The organism is Mesorhizobium sp. P160219 (assembly GCF_057786095.1).
The window spans coordinates 2,185,750-2,202,233 of the sequence record NZ_JBYNWG010000001.1; the positions used below are offsets into that span (position 1 = coordinate 2,185,750).

At 57.9% G+C, this 16,484-nt stretch carries 21 protein-coding genes; 12 read left to right on the top strand and 9 right to left on the bottom strand.

Features of this window, described 5'->3' with window-relative positions:
- Window positions 1–396: 396 nt before the first annotated feature.
- From AC3EMP_RS10555 to AC3EMP_RS10565, 3 genes are all read left to right on the top strand, one after another.
- A complete protein-coding gene (locus tag AC3EMP_RS10555) occupies window positions 397–915 on the top strand; it encodes a hypothetical protein (RefSeq protein WP_352713158.1) in 519 nt (172 codons plus the stop codon).
- A gap of 275 nt (window positions 916–1,190) precedes the next feature.
- Window positions 1,191–3,677, top strand: coding sequence for a sulfatase-like hydrolase/transferase (locus AC3EMP_RS10560; RefSeq protein ID WP_023699169.1), 2,487 nt, complete (start codon window positions 1,191–1,193; stop codon window positions 3,675–3,677).
- A gap of 229 nt (window positions 3,678–3,906) precedes the next feature.
- Window positions 3,907–4,476 (top strand): DUF995 domain-containing protein, encoded by a 570-nt coding sequence (locus AC3EMP_RS10565; protein ID WP_488494612.1) that lies wholly within the window; start codon window positions 3,907–3,909, stop codon window positions 4,474–4,476.
- A 64-nt stretch (window positions 4,477–4,540) separates the two neighbouring features.
- On the opposite strand, the gene galE is transcribed toward AC3EMP_RS10565, so the two are convergent.
- Both galE and AC3EMP_RS10575 read right to left on the bottom strand, forming a co-directional pair.
- Window positions 4,541–5,620: a UDP-glucose 4-epimerase GalE gene (galE, locus tag AC3EMP_RS10570; protein ID WP_488494613.1), complete on the bottom strand. Its 1,080-nt coding sequence runs from the start codon at window positions 5,618–5,620 to the stop codon at window positions 4,541–4,543.
- The gene (locus tag AC3EMP_RS10575) at window positions 5,620–6,657 is read right to left on the bottom strand and encodes a UDP-glucuronic acid decarboxylase family protein (RefSeq protein ID WP_027049395.1); all 1,038 of its coding nucleotides are present in this window, start codon (window positions 6,655–6,657) and stop codon (window positions 5,620–5,622) included. The genes galE and AC3EMP_RS10575 overlap by 1 nt, the downstream gene beginning before the upstream one ends.
- Before the next feature lie 385 nt (window positions 6,658–7,042).
- Between AC3EMP_RS10575 and AC3EMP_RS10580 the strand changes: the two genes are divergently transcribed.
- The 6 genes from AC3EMP_RS10580 (at window position 7,043) to AC3EMP_RS10605 (ending at window position 11,329) form a co-directional block, all read left to right on the top strand.
- Complete coding sequence (locus tag AC3EMP_RS10580) at window positions 7,043–7,393, top strand: hypothetical protein (RefSeq protein ID WP_352713161.1); 351 nt, start codon at window positions 7,043–7,045, stop codon at window positions 7,391–7,393.
- Between the two features lie 716 nt (window positions 7,394–8,109).
- Window positions 8,110–8,667, top strand: coding sequence for a hypothetical protein (locus AC3EMP_RS10585; RefSeq protein ID WP_245260344.1), 558 nt, complete (start codon window positions 8,110–8,112; stop codon window positions 8,665–8,667).
- Window positions 8,668–8,684: 17 nt separating this feature from the next.
- On the top strand, window positions 8,685–9,095 hold the full coding sequence (locus AC3EMP_RS10590; protein ID WP_023713090.1) for a phage holin family protein: 411 nt from the start codon (window positions 8,685–8,687) through the stop codon (window positions 9,093–9,095).
- A gap of 4 nt (window positions 9,096–9,099) precedes the next feature.
- A complete protein-coding gene (locus tag AC3EMP_RS10595) occupies window positions 9,100–9,735 on the top strand; it encodes a hypothetical protein (protein ID WP_023699163.1) in 636 nt (211 codons plus the stop codon).
- A 651-nt stretch (window positions 9,736–10,386) separates the two neighbouring features.
- Entirely contained in the window at window positions 10,387–10,881 is a 495-nt protein-coding gene (locus AC3EMP_RS10600) for a YidB family protein (RefSeq protein WP_488492009.1), read from the top strand.
- 55 nt (window positions 10,882–10,936) lie between these two features.
- A complete protein-coding gene (locus tag AC3EMP_RS10605) occupies window positions 10,937–11,329 on the top strand; it encodes a DUF4112 domain-containing protein (protein WP_352713168.1) in 393 nt (130 codons plus the stop codon).
- A gap of 87 nt (window positions 11,330–11,416) precedes the next feature.
- On the opposite strand, the gene AC3EMP_RS10610 is transcribed toward AC3EMP_RS10605, so the two are convergent.
- Window positions 11,417–11,668 carry a GlsB/YeaQ/YmgE family stress response membrane protein gene (locus tag AC3EMP_RS10610; protein WP_023699159.1) on the bottom strand — a complete coding sequence of 84 codons (252 nt, stop codon included), beginning with the start codon at window positions 11,666–11,668 and terminating at the stop codon, window positions 11,417–11,419.
- A 25-nt stretch (window positions 11,669–11,693) separates the two neighbouring features.
- Here AC3EMP_RS10610 and AC3EMP_RS10615 point away from each other — a divergent pair, with 25 nt between their 5' ends.
- Together AC3EMP_RS10615 and AC3EMP_RS10620 are read left to right on the top strand one after the other, a co-directional pair.
- Complete coding sequence (locus tag AC3EMP_RS10615; RefSeq protein WP_488494614.1) at window positions 11,694–12,467, top strand: DUF2062 domain-containing protein; 774 nt, start codon at window positions 11,694–11,696, stop codon at window positions 12,465–12,467.
- Window positions 12,468–12,547: 80 nt separating this feature from the next.
- Window positions 12,548–12,793 (top strand): hypothetical protein, encoded by a 246-nt coding sequence (locus tag AC3EMP_RS10620; protein ID WP_023670916.1) that lies wholly within the window; start codon window positions 12,548–12,550, stop codon window positions 12,791–12,793.
- Window positions 12,794–12,862: 69 nt separating this feature from the next.
- Here AC3EMP_RS10620 and AC3EMP_RS10625 read toward each other — a convergent pair whose 3' ends face one another.
- Window positions 12,863–13,096, bottom strand: a complete 234-nt coding sequence (locus tag AC3EMP_RS10625) for a hypothetical protein (RefSeq protein WP_352907298.1) — start codon at window positions 13,094–13,096, stop codon at window positions 12,863–12,865.
- Between the two features lie 249 nt (window positions 13,097–13,345).
- Between AC3EMP_RS10625 and AC3EMP_RS10630 the strand changes: the two genes are divergently transcribed.
- Window positions 13,346–13,543: a hypothetical protein gene (locus AC3EMP_RS10630; RefSeq protein WP_352712796.1), complete on the top strand. Its 198-nt coding sequence runs from the start codon at window positions 13,346–13,348 to the stop codon at window positions 13,541–13,543.
- Between the two features lie 529 nt (window positions 13,544–14,072).
- Here the strand turns inward: AC3EMP_RS10630 and AC3EMP_RS10635 are convergent.
- The 5 genes from AC3EMP_RS10635 to AC3EMP_RS10655 form a co-directional block, all read right to left on the bottom strand.
- On the bottom strand, window positions 14,073–14,366 hold the full coding sequence (locus AC3EMP_RS10635) for a helix-turn-helix domain-containing protein (RefSeq protein ID WP_352712799.1): 294 nt from the start codon (window positions 14,364–14,366) through the stop codon (window positions 14,073–14,075).
- Between the two features lie 54 nt (window positions 14,367–14,420).
- Window positions 14,421–14,600: a hypothetical protein gene (locus AC3EMP_RS10640; protein WP_023697507.1), complete on the bottom strand. Its 180-nt coding sequence runs from the start codon at window positions 14,598–14,600 to the stop codon at window positions 14,421–14,423.
- Between the two features lie 159 nt (window positions 14,601–14,759).
- Window positions 14,760–14,963, bottom strand: coding sequence for a CsbD family protein (locus AC3EMP_RS10645; protein WP_023673385.1), 204 nt, complete (start codon window positions 14,961–14,963; stop codon window positions 14,760–14,762).
- A 505-nt stretch (window positions 14,964–15,468) separates the two neighbouring features.
- On the bottom strand, window positions 15,469–15,699 hold the full coding sequence (locus tag AC3EMP_RS10650; protein ID WP_488494727.1) for a DUF6894 family protein: 231 nt from the start codon (window positions 15,697–15,699) through the stop codon (window positions 15,469–15,471).
- Between the two features lie 29 nt (window positions 15,700–15,728).
- Window positions 15,729–16,166 (bottom strand): Ros/MucR family transcriptional regulator, encoded by a 438-nt coding sequence (locus AC3EMP_RS10655; protein WP_352712794.1) that lies wholly within the window; start codon window positions 16,164–16,166, stop codon window positions 15,729–15,731.
- Window positions 16,167–16,484 lie beyond the last annotated feature (318 nt).

The window sequence follows — 16,484 nt, forward strand, 5'->3', positions numbered from 1 at the left end:
AACCCATAGCAGGGTGACGTCGTCCCCCTCTTCGGCAAAAAGCCTGGCCAACTCGACCATGGCGCCATCTTCGCCGCCATGGTCGATTGCATTCGTCACGACGCAGACGCGGCGAGGCTTGCCTTCCTTTGACCTCCTCCGCTCCTTGCCACCAACGGCCATCCGACTTCCTCTGATCCAAATCCGCCGATTGCGCTACGCAGCACAGTCATCTGCAATGATGCCTGCGACAGGTTTACTTTTCAGTGATCATGCTTCTGCGTCATTGGTAAACCAAATCGTCAATCAGGTTCTAAAACGACTGCATAATCGATCGACTGATTCAAATTTAGCGACACGGAATATTCAATTTTTACGCCTCCCAGCTAGTCATTGACGGCATAGCAGGAGGCGCAAATGAAAACGACAATGAAGTTTCTCGGTGCGCTCGGTTTGATCGGCGCACTGGTCTCGGCAAGCTCCGCAGGAGAATTGCTGCTTCCGCGCATCAGCCTTGGCACGGCCAACGTCAAGACCATCAGTGGCGATCGCGGCGGCTATGTGATCGACTATGCCATTCGTGCGCTAAAAATGCGTCGCAGTGGCACTTTTGTGCGGTTCAACGGTTCGTGCGACTCGGCCTGCACGCTTTATCTGTCGATGCCCAAGAGCAAGGTGTGCATTACGCAGAGCGCGTCGTTCGGCTTTCACCTGCCGTATGGCGTTTCTGCGCGCGGCAATCAGGTGGCCGCGAATTTCATGATGAAAAACTACCCTGGCTGGGTTCGCGGCTGGATCGCCAAGCGTGGGGGGCTAAAGAGCTCCATCGCGACCATGACATACGCGGATGCGAGCCGCTTTCTGCCGACGTGTCCTTCCCAACAGCAGGGCATGACCGTCGCGAGCCTGAGCCCAACGCGTCTGCGCGGCGGCTGATTGCCTGCGCAGTACTGAAACGTCATGACGGCGGGCGGTCGACGGCGCCCGCCGTTCGTCAATTCATATGGCGGGTGCCCAGTTGATGGAACAGCTCACCTGGGCACAACGCCTCGCCGATTATCGCGTGGATTAACCAGTTCTCAAGAGACGTGGTTAACGCAAGCTCCATTTCATTGACTCTTTTTTAGCGCAAGCCGATTCTGCGGGTGGGGGTTTGAAGGCTGTCGGCCATTGTTTGGGGCCGAAGCGCAAACTGGCGGCGGGTAGTTTGTATGAGCATCGGCGGCAGTAGGGGGTCGGCGAGCCGACCTGAGAGCGGCCTTACGCAGTCGAAGGCGGGGACCGCTTCGGCGAAGAATGTGCGCTTCCGGCGCAGGAGCCTGCGGGTCATCTGCACGGGCCTGTTGTCGTGGCTGCTTTTGGGTGTCTACCGCGGCGCAATCATTGATCCGCAAACCACGGTTTTAGGCCTTTTGGCGGCCGTCCCCAAGGGATTGGCATCGAGCTACTATGACCTGATTGTCGTTACGTCCCTGACTGTGACGACTTTGATCCTGCTGTTCCTGGCAAAGGCGAGCCGTCTCGGCTCAGCAATCGTCGTCTTGCTCTTCTATGTTGCTATCGTGGTCTCTCTGGGCTGGGGATTTGCCAACATCAATCTCGTCAAAATGCTGGGCGAACCGTTCACGTTCCAGTGGCTGGTCTATGGCGACTTCCTGCAGAATGCCGATGCCAGGAACGCGATGGGCGACGCGCTCAACATCAAGGACTTCGCTACCCTTTCCGGGTCCGTCATCCTGGTGCTCATTCTTGGCTATGCCGCGGCCAGTTTGTGCCAGCGGCTGAGCGCCGCTGGCTACGGGGCCTTCCTGGGCGTGCTCGTTGTGTGTGTCGGCGCTGCCATCGCCGGTAGTGGACACCACGTACGTGCGGAAGCGCTGCCGGCGGCCGAGATCGACAATCCGATCCTGTATTTTGTTAAATCGGCCCTGCTCAATCCAACGCCGGTCGTGCTGACGATGAATGCCAGCACCAATGACCCGGATGTCGCCAGCGTCGGCGAGCGACCGCCGGAAACGTCGACCTTCAAGGCGCCGACGCCGAACCCAATCAAGAACGTGCTGATTTTCATGATGGAGTCGGTGCCATCCAAATACATCGAGACGTTTGGCGGCAAGTATCCGGTCACGCCGAATATGAAGAGGTATGCAAAGGACTCGATACGATTCGACAACATATATGCGCACGCACCGTCCACGCATTACTCGATATTTTCTCTGCTCACCTCGATGTACAACGACATTTCATATTATGGCATGACGGCAAGGTATCCCTATCTGCCGCTGGACTCGATCTCCAACACCTTGTCCAAGAACAATTTCCGCACAGGGTTTTTCTGGAGCGCGGATTCCCGATTCCAACGGGTCGATGAGTTTTTCCTCAACAAGGGACTGGATGTGGTCCAGGACTACCGGGGGCAGAAATGCGGCACCCCGACCTTCAAGCTCAGCTCCGAGCAGTGGAAAAACATGGACTACAACAGTGACCTTTGCACGGCGCAGTCGATCATCGATTGGATGAACAAGGACGAGGCAAAACCTTTCTTCGGCATCATGTTCACGGCGATGACCCATTATCCCTACATCACCGACAGCCCGATGTTTTCAAAGATGGCGCCTTCCTCCGATGGCAACACGCTGGTCCACTACTCGGACGACCAGAAATTCAATGCCTATCTCAACGCCCTGAAGGTCGGCGATACGGCCCTTGGCGAGATCCTTGAATCGCTCAAGCAGTCTGGCAAGCTCGATTCGACGCTGGTGGTCATATTGGGCGATCACGGCGAAGCGTTCGGGGAGCATGGCGACTACATTCATGCCAGCGCGATTTACGAGGAAAACATCCACATCCCGCTCATCATGATCAACAAGCATCTCTTTCATGATGAAGTTGCTCACCCGGTCGGCGGCATCGTCGATATCGCCCCGACGATCTTCGACATACTCGGACTTGCGCTGCCCAAGCAGTGGCAGGGGCGCACTTTGTTCAGCGAGCAACGGCCAAACAAGACCTTCTTCTTCAATCCCTGGGCCGGTTTCCTGTTCGGCTATCGCGAGAACGATCGAAAGGTCATCTTCAACGCGACCACCGGCAAGGTGGAGGAATACGACCTCAAGGCCGATTCCGATGAGCGAACCAACCTCTTCACTGATGCCGGCGATCGAAACGCGCTGCTGCAGCCCATCGCCGGATGGGTGCAATCGCAGAGAGAGCGCGTGGCCGACCTGGTGGCCGCCGCGGCGAAAGAGACAGGACGTTGCGCCATCACCAGTCTGGAGGTCGACGCTGCCGGCATTAATCTCCGGGGCGCGCCTCGGTTCGACGTCGTGGTCGACGGAAAGACCACTGCCGAGATCGACGTCCCGGGCAAGGAAAGCGTCGCTTCGACGCCGGAAGCCGCCATGGCGGAGCTGATGCAGGCGTCAACCCTGGCCAAGCCGTTCCACATCGATCTCAGCAGCGTGCCTAACCCGAAGACGATCGAGCTTCGCTACAGCAACGACCTGTGGGGCGGAGACGGCAAGGCAGGTGATCGCAATCTGTTCATCAAGAGCGTCAAGGTGAACGGTCAGTTGGTGCCAAACACCAGGCTGCGTGTCGACGAGCAATCGCACGGCTACACCGACGACAACGGGACCGCCATGTACAGCAACGGCTCGCTATGGGTTAGCGGCCCGTTCGTCGAGGGATGTCTATAGCGTGCCGCGTGGCAGACCGTCGTCCTCGATTTGCAGCCCGTGCGCGCCGCGACAGACACTGACCGTCCTACCGGTTGACATCTTCGAGGGGTACTCACTAGCATGCGAAACACTGACGGTTGCAGCGTGGAGCCACTTGTCAGCGCAGGACGGACCGGGCCCGTTCTTGCGGTATGCTCGGCTGGTCGACGCCCGCTTGGGAAGCGAACATTGAATGCGACCGCTCAGCATGACGAACAGGACCGGATTGCCATTTAAGTCAGCGAGCCGGGCGAGGCGCCATCGACTTGCCATCTCGCTTGCGCCCGTCCTGGCCATTTGGTGCCAGATGGCGCTTTGCGGAGCCGCGCACGCAGCTGGTCCCAAAGACAGCGGCCCTGCAGATGCCGTTGCCGTTCCCACGGCTTTCCAACTTCAGCTTGTTTATGCTGACCGCACGTGGATATGGGATAACGGAGCGGCCTATTTCGGACAGAAGGATCGACCGGTCCGGGCCTGGACCTCCGAGCAAGACACGGCTTCTGTCGGCGAAGGCAGATGGCATCTGAGCAACGATGGCAAGATGTGCATGGATCTCGTCTGGCGGTCCAAGACCTACGCCGCAGCGCCGATCCGCACGTGTTTCAGCCACCGCTTCCGGAGTGGGACCCTCGAACAGCGCAAGGATCCGGACGGTGTCTGGTACAGTTTCCGGCACTCTCCGGGAGACCCTTCCGACGAGCAACGAAAGTTCGAGGAAGGCGATACAAAGGGCGCGCAGTTCGACAAGATCCGTACCTCGATCGATTCCAAAAGTTGAGGCTCGCCGAGAAGCTCACCCACCTCAATGAGCCCACGTCCCCGACAACGACAAACAGGGACGACTACCAGCTTTGCGAGCTGGTGATGTCCTCCAATGCATTTGGCATTCCTGGCGCAGTTGACCGGCGGCGCCTCGCCGTCGGCATCGGAATTGTGAACGCGGTGGCCTCCAGCCCGAAGAACGGGGCGGCTGTCCTGACGATGGTATCGATGTCGGAAAGTTCCGGCACGAAGCCCAGGTGTTCGCGCGCTTTGATCGGGTCCGCATAGAGCTCCGCCGGGTCTCCCGGGCGCCCGGGCCGGAAGACAACCGGAACCGATTTTGACGTCATCCGGGTGACCGCCTGGAGAATCTCCTTGATCGAAACCCCGCGCCCGGTGCCGAGATTGACCGACAGGTTTTCGCCACCCGCCTCCAGATGCATGAAAGCCCTCAGATGCGCGCGGGCCAGATCGCTGACATGGATGTAATCGCGCACGCAGGTGCCATCCGACGTGTCGTAGTCTGTGCCGAAAACCTCGATCTCGTCGATGGTGCCTGATGCGGCCATGAGCACGCGCGGGATCAGGTGCGTTTCAGGCGAGTGCCACTCACCGAGCTCGCCGTCGGGATCGGCGCCGCAGGCGTTGAAATAACGCAGGATCGCATATTTCATTCCGTAGGCGCTGGCATAGTCGCTGATGATCTGCTCGCCCATCAGCTTGGTTCGCCCATAGGGGCTGATTGGATTTTGCGCCGAGGTCTCTCGAATGGGCAGTGTTTCGGGCACGCCGTACGTCGCGCAGCTGCTTGAAAAGATAATGTTTTCGATAGAACTCGAGCGTGCCGCATCAAGCACCGCGATGGTACCCGACACATTGGTCGAATAATACTCTGCGGGCTCGTGAACAAACTCGCCCACATAAGCGAGCGCAGCAAAGTGGATGATCGCTTGCGGCTGGTAGGTGCTGATCGCCTGCTGTAGCGCCTCCCGGTCCCGGATATCGCCGACAACAAGCGGCCCCCAGGCAACGGATCTCTCATTGCCACGGCTCAGATTGTCAAAAACGACGGGCAGGTAGCCGGCAGCTGACAACAGCTTGCAGGTGTGGCTGCCGATGTAACCGGCCCCACCCGTCACCAGGATTGCCGGGCGGCTCATTACATCGCAGCTTCTTTGACGCGCCGGTTCGGGTAGAGAAGGGCGTCAAAATACGCCGTGGTATGCGCGAGCCCCTGGCTCAGGCTGATCTTTGGCTCCCAGCCAAGATTTTCCCGGGCAAATGAGATGTCCGGCCGACGCTGCTTGGGATCGTCGACCGGCAGCGGCCGATGCACGATCTTCGAACGTGAGTTGGTGTATTCGAGCACCTGTGTCGCCAGTTCCAGAATGGTGAATTCGGCAGGGTTGCCGAGATTGACCGGGTGCTGCGGTGCGCTCGGTGCGTTCATCAACTGGATAAAACCTTCGATGAGGTCGTCCGCGTAGCAGAATGAACGGGTCTGCCGGCCGCTGCCGTAGACGGTCAGGTCGTCACCGCGCAAAGCCTGGACGATGAAGTTCGACACGACGCGGCCATCGTCTGGTTGCATGCGGCGGCCATAGGTGTTGAAGATCCGTGCGACGCGGACATCGAGGCTATACGTTCTCGAATAATCGAAGAACAGCGTCTCGGCCGAACGCTTGCCCTCATCATAGCAGGATCGCGGACCGTGCGGGTTGACGTTGCCGAAGTAGCCTTCCGGCTGCGGATGTACCAGGGGGTCGCCGTAGACTTCGGACGTCGAAGCCTGAAATATCTTCGCATTGTTCCGCCGCGCGAGTTCGAGCAGGTTCAGCGAACCAAGCACGCTTGTCTTGAACGTATGGATCGGATTTGCCTGGTAATGCGGCGGGGACGCCGGACAGGCGAGATTGTAGATTTCATCGACCTGGAGATCCAAGGGCAGTGGGTCGACGATGTCGTGCTCGATGCACGTAAATCGCGGATCGCGCACGAGGGCGTTGAGATTGTATCTTTTGCCGGTGTGGAAATTGTCCAACACGACAACGTCGTACCCATCCCGCAAAAGACGCTCGCACAGATGCGAACCCAGGAATCCTGCCCCACCGGCAACCAGCGCGCGACCCCGATTGGAATTCGCGCCCCTTCGGGTGTTCCCGGCCCCGAGTTTCAGAACATTGACAGTTCTACCCATACTCCACCCCTTCGCCCTTACGCACTGCGCACACTACTGCCGGCCATAGCGTTGCCGGGCGACGTTCCTGAGAACGTCACAAACCTTCCGCTCCGCGGAATCGTCCACTCCTGTTGTCTGTCGATTGCTTTTTGAGTTGCTGGGCGGTGCTACGCGGCTATTAGCTGCCGTTCAGCATCCGATACGCCCCGAAACCGCGGTCACGCGCCTAATGCCACCATCGCCCATTGCTCGCCCAAATTGCACATCCCAACGTTTCGAAAATATACCTGTGCAAAACATAGTCAACTAAATTAGCGAATCGTTAACCGTGTTCATTCGGGAGTGGTTAATCGCGGGGCGGCAGCGCAGCCGCATAAAGCTGAGAATTGGGCTATAAATTTGAATGGACCACAGTAATATAAAGACCATTTTTCTGATTTTTCGACAGCCGATCGGCGGAAATTTGGCCATCAAGACACTCTCACCTCCGCAAAAAATAGGCAGATCTAAGATTAATACTTACTTTAGCAAAACTTATACTGACAGAGGTCTAGCATTTGAAAATATCGAAAATATTCGTACATGGGACCTTGTCAATAAAATCTTACAAGCTAATGCGGTTGGTTCCCAAAGCGTGCCGAACCCCCGCCAGGTCAGCCCTCAACTGCCCGACGAGATCTTGCGCGACGAGGCGGGCGTAATCGCAACCGATCGCCCGGGACGCCTATCTCTTTCACCGGCGGCCCGGGCTTGACGCACACAACCGCTCTCCGCAGCCGCAGCGCCTTCATTGGCAGATGCAGCATACCCCAATAACCCGGTCCATTCTGAAGCGATCCGCGTATGGTTTGCGGATGTCGGAAGCAGAGATCCAGTCGAAGCCGCGCGAAAACGGTCGTCGTCCCTTCTGTCGAACGCCTTAGAAGCTGCGGTTGGGGCGTCGATCGCGCGGGACCGCTCGGCCCCATCGCGCCGACGCCAGCCGGTCCCGTCGGCCCTGTTGATCCAGTCGGGCCGTCGCCACGCAGCAGCGCCAGGACGGCCGGAGAAAGACTGTCGACCGTTACCTTTGCGTTCGGCAGTGCCCCGTCGGCCCGCCGCACATCGGCCAGCGCGTCGATTGTTTCGTCGGCGCTGCGCACGAGCTCGGCCAAGTCGTTGTCGAGTTGCGTTCCGTAGGGCAGGTATTGGTAGCTGAAATCGATAGCGGGCTTCGTTGGATCGGGCATTTTGGTGCACCAAGAACGTCGCTTCCAAGATTGCATCGCGTGCTGGAGCAGTTCTCCGCACTCAGATTTCAGATGCTGGTTGGAAGTCCGTTGACGTTAGCCCGGCAAGATCCGAAGCGGTTGGTGCAGATGCCCGAGTTCTGCTCTGTTCCGGCAGCAGGCCAAATCGAAAATAGCATGTTAGAGCTACTAGTGAGACCTCGCGGCAGGAAAATTCGCTCTAGGCAGGAACAGGTTGCCATTGGCCGAGTTCACTTCACAACAACAGGAGTGGAAAACCGTGAACACATCAATCAGCAACGACCCCACTGGATCATCGAGCGACCTGAACTGGCTACACACTAACGATGCCGAGGTGGCCGACAGCAGCAAGGAAGCGCTCGGCAAACTAAAGTCGAGCGCTGCCGAAACCGCAGGGCATCTCAAAACCGCTGCCGCTTCGGTGACGACTGACGCGAAAAATTATGCCGGTTCGGTTGCGTCGGATGCTGCGGGCGCCTTCAAGGAAGCGGTGGAGTCGAACAAGACCGCCGGCGCCGACGCGATCGCCAACATTGCCCATTCCGTGAAGGAGGCGGCTGATGGAATCGAGAAGCAATCTCCGCAGGTTGCAGGCATGGTTCGGAGCGCGGCCGAAGGTGTCGAACGGATTTCGTCGGATATCAGGGACCGCAACGTGGGTGAACTGCTCGACTCGGTCACGAAATTCGCCCAGCGCCAACCGGCGGCCTTTTTCGGCGTAGGCATCCTGGCCGGCGTTGTGCTGACCCGGATCATGCGAAGCTCCGATCGGTCCTGACACGAAGAGCGTTCCAGATGGATGATGGTTCCAATCTCCGACCCTTGGGAAGCGTTTTCAGCGAAGGGTATAGCCATCTCGCTTCGCTGATGCGCCTCGATCTTCGTCTTCTCCAAGCCGAGATGAAGGTTAAGACGTCTACGATCGTCTCGTCAGGCGCGTGCGGCATCGCCGCACTGGTGCTCTTTGTCTTGGCTGCATTCGCCATGGTCCAGTTCCTGATCCTCGCTATGATCCACTTTGGTGTCGGTCCGATGGTAGCTTGCCTAATCGTCGCAGCGCTTCTGGGGGTAGGCGGCGTGCTGTTTCTCTATCTTGCGAAACGAGCGCTCGCGGGATGGACCATCACACCTGTCGAAACCGTCAACCAGGTGCGCACTGACATCGCGGCATTGAAACAGGGGATGCGTTTTGGCTCAACCCAGTGAAGAGATGCGCGAGATCATGCTGCAAAGCCGCACAGAGCGGCAGGCTTTGTTTGAACCTGTCAGCGAGATAAGCCGGCGCCTGCAGCCCCGAAATCTGGTCGATGCGTCCACCCGGTACGCGAAGCAGAAGGTGGCGAAGGCGCTAGGCGGTGTGTCGGACGCCGTCAAGAATAATGGCGGCACTGCTGCCGCGGTCGCACTGGGTGCAGTTGCGGTGTTTGACGCCGGCAGGCGAAGCACGCATGGCCCGGCAGGCGCCGACGATATAGCTGTAGATAAGGTCGCCGGCGCCTCGCATTCCGACGCCGCGTCAATTCGTTATGAAGCCCATCCGCGCAAGGCGATCACAAACCTGTTTCGGGCCAAGGTGCTCGCTGGATCTGCGGGTGGCCTGCTGCTCGGCCACATAATCGGTAAGGCGTTTGAGCCCACAGCCAAGGAGCGCACCCTATTCGGCAAGGCTGGAGCTGAAGTTCAGGATGCGACGGATGCATTTATCGCCGAGCATGCACGCGGTGCGAAATTGGCCGCCGCGCAGGCCTTCGGGTTTGCCAGATATGCCGCTGCGTTCTTGGCCGTACTGGCCGCAGCTAGCGACTATCTCGTCCGCGCGGATGAGCACGAGCAGCGAAAGCACTGAGAGTGCGAAACTGAGCGTCAAAGGTATCCCCATGCATATCGTCGGAATCAACATTGGACAGGCGGCCGCGCCTTCCGGCCTGCCTCTTGTTAGAGTGGTGTTTGAGGGCCAGGGGGTGAATCTATCGCGGTCGAAATGGCGCGAGGCGACGTCGCCGACGGCGCGCTGGGGGCAATCGACCGTGCAAAAGCCCTGCTTGGTCAGACCGCGACCTTCGAAATGCCTGTCGATAGAATTGGCGGTTTCAATAGGACACCGGAATCCGGCAATGTCCGCGGCCGGCAGAGCAATGTCTATACGTTCGAATATCGCGACGGCGACCAGGCTCGCCAGGTTCCGCCTGCCGTGATGCCAAGTTTTGAGGCTGCTCGCGCCGAGGCGATCCGTTGCGCGATCGACCTGCTCGTCCCTGCAACCCGGCGACGACGATTTGACTGGATGGCTGGTACGGATGCGCGATCAGGCAGGCAACGAGCTTTGCACGATCGACGTCGCCGAGGCCGAAGCCGCCCGGCAGGCCAACGACAACACGCCGCTTTAGGGACGACCGCTCACGTCTGTGTCGATACGCCAGCCCTTATTCAATTAGATCGTCGCCAGTCGGAACTTTTGTGATGTTGAGCCCTTGTCCATTGAACAGTGGAGGTACCAATGGCTAACCTGGGAAAATTGGCGATCGCGATGCTCGGCGTCTTGGCATACCAAAATCGCGACAAGATCGGCGACATGATCCGTGGAGCGGGTGATCGCAACCCAAATGATCCGCAAGGCGGGATTCTAGATCAGCTTTCAAAAGGCGTTTCGGGGACCGCGCTTGGCGATATTCTCGACCGGTTCAGAGGGGCAGGCGCCGGATCGAAGGTCAATTCGTGGGTAGGCACCGGGCCGAACGAGCCGATCCAGCCAAGCGAGGTGGAAGCAGCCATAGACGAAGACACCCTGACTTCCCTCTCGATGCAGACCGGCCTTTCGCGCGAGGAGCTCATAAGCCGGATCACGCGAGATTTGCCTGAGGCCGTCAGCAAAATGACGCCTACTGGTGAATTGCCCGTTGAGGCGCCGAAAAGCTCCGGTGAGACGACCTTGCTCGACGACGTGCCATCGCACAGGACGCAAGCGAATTCAGGCGGTCAAAGCGATATCTAAGGTGACGGCTATCCATCAGGGAGAGATACTAAATCGTACTGGCGCGCGAATTGGCATGATCGGGCAGGGCGGTCACGGTGGTGATACAGCAAACGCACTTGCCGAGTTGGATCTATTGGCCGCGCTACTCGATTCCCGCTGGCGCATTCCAGGCACATCAATTCGTTTTGGACTGGATGCGCTCGTAGGTCTGGTCCCCGTACTCGGAGATGCGGCGACGGGCATTGTCCCGGCCTACATCGTCTTGCGAGCTCGAAACGTCGGTGCCGGAAATGGGTTGGTCGCTCGCATGCTAGGCAACGTGCTGCTGGATACGCTCGTAGGAAGTGTCCCAATTCTCGGCTCGATCTTCGACGTCTATTTCAAGGCGAACAATCGCAACGTCAGACTGCTACTCCGGCACCTCAACAAGTACAGCGGACAGGCTCCGGCGACGCGACCAGCTTGATCTCGATTTTCCGCTCTGAAGAAAGGCGCGTGGTCCTAAGGATCACGCGCCCCTATCGATACTGATGTGCACAACTCGATTGTAGGCTCAGCGTTTAATCATTCGCGCCACGGCAATCAAAATACACGCGCCGATGAAGCCGGCGACAAGATAGCCGAGCCAGCCGGCCAACGAAACGCCCAGCAGCCCTAGAAGGACATTGGCGACGATAGCGCCGACGATTCCCAAGATGATGTTCATAAGCACGCCCATGTTGCTTTTCATGAACATCTCGGCAAGCCAGCCGGCGATACCGCCGATGACGATCGCTGCTATCCAACCCACACCTGGATCTTCCATATTTTCCCTTTTCCTGGAACCGCAATTGGTTCGACGGGAAAACGTGCCAAACACCAGTAAAGTTCCGGCACATAGGGCGTTCGTAGCCGAAGGAACCATTCGGAACAAAGCAGCACAGGCTGCGTTTTTTTCAAGACGAGGTCCATCCGTTCAACCGACCGCGTTTGAAGTGGGCAAGAGAGTGCTCTTTAGACGGCGAAATCCTGATGGTCTCTTCGGGCGATTGCGCATTTACATGTGGCCGCGCCGCTCCTTCTCGCGATCGTTTCAGTATGTCTCAAAGCGCATTCTCCGTCTGAACGCCACTCCAAACGCCGTCGCGGCTGGGGTGGCGGCTGGGGTTTTCGCGTCTTTCTTTCCGCTAGGATCCCATTTCGCCATTGCCGCCATCGTGTGCTGGCTAATTTCAGGAAACATGGTGGCGGCAGGGTTGGGAACATTTGTCTTTGGCAACCCGCTGACCCTCCCGTTTGTAGTGGGAGCGTCTTGGGAGACCGGCAAGATCATGTTGCACGTCCACGTGCAAAGTTACGAACGGCCAGCCCATCTGAGTGAGATGTTGAAGACCCTTTCAATTTCGCAATTGTGGGCACCGGTCTTAAAGCCCATGCTGTGCGGTGCGGTGCCACTCGGGCTGATTTTTGGCCTGTTGTTGTACGGCATCACTCGCTATGGCATGACAGCCCTCCGGGAACGGAGGCGCAAGCGACTGGCCAAAAAGGGGAGCCAGTTCCAGCAGCAGGAAGACGTCGTTTTATCACCCCCTCTGCCCGCTCGACATCGCCGTTCTGGGGGGTGAATTGCTGGTAGGACAGCTGTGAATTGCCTCCGCTCGCCGGCAATATTTGGCGTTTACCATTGCCTTTTTAGGAGGATGCGATGGTTGCAACGCCCATAGAAATCGCTCAAGCCGCTACTGCGACTACGGCCACCTTGCTGAAGTGGCAGAAGTCCATGGAGGAACGCGCCACGTTTCGTCAGAACATGGATCAATCGCGCAGGGCGATTCAAGCCTCACGCGATCTGCTGAAGCGCCTTCGCCAACGTCATCGCGACGACATGGCGGAAAGTTCGGAAAATGCCAACCCGTCTACTGTGCCGATATCGCAACGCGCCGGCAGCTAGCGGGAGGCGACCAGAGCCGATGTGAAGGAGAAAGTTTCAGTGGGCTGTTCCTGGGGTCGGCAACGAAGTTTAAGCCTTGTCAACCAGCGACTTTTTTCGCCCGCGTGGAAGTGCCACATGTCTTTCGACAAGGCGCACGTGCTCGGCCTCGACAGTCACCAATGGCCGGAGGCTGACGGTTACCTTGTCCCCGTCGATGCGTGTGACAGGGCCGATCAATTCCATATGCTGGCCAATCACAGTCTTCCAAGTCGAATCGACAACAGAATGCGGGAAGTCGTAGGAGGGGGTCGTCACGCTCATGCGATCGGGCGTCACCCGGCCGCGCACAATCGCCGTGACTGCGACCTCGTCGCCAACTTTGATACTTCCCCGAGCGATGCCCAAGACTTTGGAGCAGCCGGCGCCGGCGTCAAGATGAGGGGGAGCTAATAAAACCCCTCCGCGCCGCGATGCAACATCCAGCGCTAATGCGGATTCCAGCTTGAAAGATCGATTCCCCAGGTCTTATAAATCCATTAATTGTCCCGTTTGGCGGTGGAGGCAATTGCGATGGGCGGCACAGTTCAAAACACCGAAACTCAGACAGTGGTTGAGGTGGTCGAAGCCTGCGGAGAATGGTTCGTCCGCGTGGTAGAGAAGGGGAAGGAAGACAGCCGATCATTCGAGCTTGAATCCTATGCCCTGGCCTTTGCGGAAGGCCAACGGAATCCGTCTGAATCTCGACAAGTTCGTGCGGATTTAACTTAACCGGTCGCGCGGCTTTGCCGGTCCTGTGCCATTCCACTGGCTGAACTGCGCGTTCTGGCCGGTGATACGAGCGTTTGAGCTGCGGCCGAGTATGGTGAGAGGCCACGGCGACGGATCGAGGGGCAAGGAACAGCTTGCCTGCCCCCGTCAACATTTGGACTTAGGTCTGATTCCTTCGCGTAAATGGCCGAGCCGCGAAACATTTCTCCTTCCACTTTGTTGCAGTGGCCGTGCCACTGAGGAGAACATGCACAGTGCCTCTATCAAATGAACTGCGCGACGTAGCTATAGAATTCCAATGCCCGTCCTGTTCGTGCCCAATGGTGAGAAGAGGATCCTGGCTCAAAACGATTGCCGGTTTCAAATGCGATAGCAGCAGGTCCAAAGTGCGGCTCGGCTACGAAGAGAAGCTGGCCATATTCGAGCGGCACCTTAGAAAGGTGAGCGCCGGAACAAAGTCAGTGAACAACCGCCCTTGTCAGCGGCCGCTTTAGAGATCGGGTTGCGGAGTGTACCCGGGCTTTTCCCCTTATGCTTTTTTCTCCCGGCGGCGCCACTGTCTATTATCAGCGGCTAGGCCGCTATCACCTTCTGAGCGGGCTAGCGATGGAGTGCCTTCGACGGTGAAGACGATTCCGGCATCCTCAAACGCTTTGCGGATGGCGGCGAGGTTGTGGGGACGCGGTCTCCTGAATTCGTTCTCAAGATCGCTGATCACCATTTCGCTAAGATTGGCCTTTGCGGCAAGTCGCACACGCGACCAGTTCAGTAGGGCTCGTGCTGCTTTAGATTGATCTGCTGAGAGTACGGTTCGGCTGTCCATAAACAGTCGAACATTCAATATCGCTAAAATGTTCCTCTTGACCTTCTGCGATTTCTAACGGCGTGAGGCCGGCCTCTCGGGTAACGCGGCAGGGTTTTCCAATAACTTTGCGGAACGCTGATCGTCACGCCGCAACGTCTTCTTTTTCGGCTTGGTCTTCTCAACCAGATCTGGCCTTTTCGCTATCAGGTAGTCAGCCTTGTTCGTTCGATAGTCTTCTTTGTGGATGGACATTGCTACGACCTCCATTGTGGAGATCAACGCGGCTGGAAGCCGACACGTTCCCAAAAATCGCTTGTTCAAGGCCGAGCCGAACGGCACACGGATGCCATAACGCGAAAAGGGCGCGGTTCGTGACGCGCCCTTTATTTGAAAAGGTTCAACTGTGGTATCCTACGAGTCTTGCCGACCATACCAGTCGTCGACGTCTCGCCGCACGCGATCCTTCTCAATGCCGTAGCGTTCCTGGATCGTACCTTCGAGCTGATCGCGGTTGCCGGCTATGCGGTCGAGATCATCATCAGTGAGCTTGCCCCATTGCTCCTTGACCTTACCTTTGAATTGCTTCCAATTTCCTTCGACACGGTTCCAGTCCATGATGGCGATCTCCTTTCGTTGTCCTTTCGAATAACGGTCGTATGGCCGTCAGGTTCCGCTGTAGGGGAGCGCGCTTGCTGGTGATCTAGCAATGGAACCTGATGCCCGTCGACCGCTTGAGTGCGCCGGCCTTTTCAGTTTTGGAACACAGCGGGCCTTTCGCCGTTGGGTGCAATGGAACAGCTTCGCAGCCAGATGCAGGTATTCGCCGATCCGGGCCTGTGGGTCGCCTTGGCGGCACTGCTGATCCCTTATGGGATCGGTGTCGCACTGCTTCTGCGGGTAGCCGGTTGATGGACCTGCCAGCTCTCGCGTCAAGATGAGCGGATTCCAATAGAAGGCGCCTTAACCTGGCGGCTGGGGGTCTTCGCGTTCGGCCATCTGTTCCAAGAGCTTCCGTGACGCAGCTAGGACGCGGCGTGTCTCGTCGATGGTCGTACGTAGGGAGTTGAGTTCGCCAACCGCCCGGCGTTGGTTCCGGCGAGCGCTTTCGAGGTATGAATCGTCAGGCTTCCAACGGTCTGTCATCGGAATGTGCAGCCCGCGTCACCTCACACGTGACTTTCACCTCAAACAGCGAAATGCTGGTGCCGTCATGAACTTGGAAGGCGACTTGGCGGAATGTGCCGCCCATCTGTTCTTTTGCGATTTCAAACAGTGCCCTTGCCGCCTCATCTTCAGCGGCGGCCGAGTTTGCAAGCTCGGTGCCTTCGGTATCCGGGTTTCGATAGCTGATTCTTGACGTTGCGTCATGTGGGGTTCGGACTACGCCTTCTTCGCCCGTTTCGCCGGCGCCTTAACCTCAGCCTTCCGACCTAGACCAGACGCCTTCGCAAGGGCCGATCGCTTCGCGGCGTAGTTCGGCGCGACCATGGGGTAATCGTGAGACAAGCCCCACTTCTCACGGTATTCGTCGGGTGTCATGCCAAGCAGGCCAAGGTGACGTTTCATAGACTGGAATTTCCGGCCGTCTTCCAGGCTGATGATGTAATCCGGGAACACAGACTTTTTTGGATTTGCCGCAGGCACAGGCTCTTTTGCAGCCGGTGCGATCTGGCTGCTCAAACCTGACAATGAAGCGTGCACAGATGCAATCAGGTAGGGCAAGTTGGCAACCGGTAGTGGGTTATTGGCTACGTATGCGGAAACGACGTCCGCTGTAAGTTCCGCCAGTTCGACAACTTGGTTGTCTTCGTCGGTCATGTGTTGGTCCCTTGTCTTTGAGACCTCTCTAATGAACCAACCCTACGTGCGCAAGCCTGCGGTGAAGTTGCCACACGTCCACGCGTAGTCGCCGTATGTCATGCCGATATTCACCTGCCTACAGGTATCGCTCGCCGTTGTCGCGGTGCGTCAGGCAGAACCAGTGCGAAGGCTGACGCGGCTTAGCAAAGCCAAACCCAGCATCCTTGCCGCAACCGGGGTGCTCGCACGCATGATTGTCGACGCGTCGTCGATCGCGCGGGGGCGCTGTAATGCCTTCGGCAAGCCGTGATGGTTCGTCGCTCATGTTGAAAGGAT

Coding starts and splice junctions, on each gene's coding strand:
- AC3EMP_RS10555 (WP_352713158.1), top strand. CDS start 397: ATGAAAACGACAATGAAGTTTCTCGGTGCGCTCGGTTTGATCGGCGCA.
- AC3EMP_RS10560 (WP_023699169.1), top strand. CDS start 1,191: ATGAGCATCGGCGGCAGTAGGGGGTCGGCGAGCCGACCTGAGAGCGGC.
- AC3EMP_RS10565 (WP_488494612.1), top strand. CDS start 3,907: ATGACGAACAGGACCGGATTGCCATTTAAGTCAGCGAGCCGGGCGAGG.
- galE (WP_488494613.1), bottom strand. CDS start 5,620: ATGAGCCGCCCGGCAATCCTGGTGACGGGTGGGGCCGGTTACATCGGC.
- AC3EMP_RS10575 (WP_027049395.1), bottom strand. CDS start 6,657: ATGGGTAGAACTGTCAATGTTCTGAAACTCGGGGCCGGGAACACCCGA.
- AC3EMP_RS10580 (WP_352713161.1), top strand. CDS start 7,043: ATGGACCACAGTAATATAAAGACCATTTTTCTGATTTTTCGACAGCCG.
- AC3EMP_RS10590 (WP_023713090.1), top strand. CDS start 8,685: ATGGATGATGGTTCCAATCTCCGACCCTTGGGAAGCGTTTTCAGCGAA.
- AC3EMP_RS10595 (WP_023699163.1), top strand. CDS start 9,100: ATGCGCGAGATCATGCTGCAAAGCCGCACAGAGCGGCAGGCTTTGTTT.
- AC3EMP_RS10600 (WP_488492009.1), top strand. CDS start 10,387: ATGGCTAACCTGGGAAAATTGGCGATCGCGATGCTCGGCGTCTTGGCA.
- AC3EMP_RS10605 (WP_352713168.1), top strand. CDS start 10,937: ATGATCGGGCAGGGCGGTCACGGTGGTGATACAGCAAACGCACTTGCC.
- AC3EMP_RS10610 (WP_023699159.1), bottom strand. CDS start 11,668: ATGGAAGATCCAGGTGTGGGTTGGATAGCAGCGATCGTCATCGGCGGT.
- AC3EMP_RS10620 (WP_023670916.1), top strand. CDS start 12,548: ATGGTTGCAACGCCCATAGAAATCGCTCAAGCCGCTACTGCGACTACG.
- AC3EMP_RS10625 (WP_352907298.1), bottom strand. CDS start 13,096: ATGAGCGTGACGACCCCCTCCTACGACTTCCCGCATTCTGTTGTCGAT.
- AC3EMP_RS10630 (WP_352712796.1), top strand. CDS start 13,346: ATGGGCGGCACAGTTCAAAACACCGAAACTCAGACAGTGGTTGAGGTG.
- AC3EMP_RS10635 (WP_352712799.1), bottom strand. CDS start 14,366: ATGGACAGCCGAACCGTACTCTCAGCAGATCAATCTAAAGCAGCACGA.
- AC3EMP_RS10640 (WP_023697507.1), bottom strand. CDS start 14,600: ATGTCCATCCACAAAGAAGACTATCGAACGAACAAGGCTGACTACCTG.
- AC3EMP_RS10645 (WP_023673385.1), bottom strand. CDS start 14,963: ATGGACTGGAACCGTGTCGAAGGAAATTGGAAGCAATTCAAAGGTAAG.
- AC3EMP_RS10655 (WP_352712794.1), bottom strand. CDS start 16,166: ATGACCGACGAAGACAACCAAGTTGTCGAACTGGCGGAACTTACAGCG.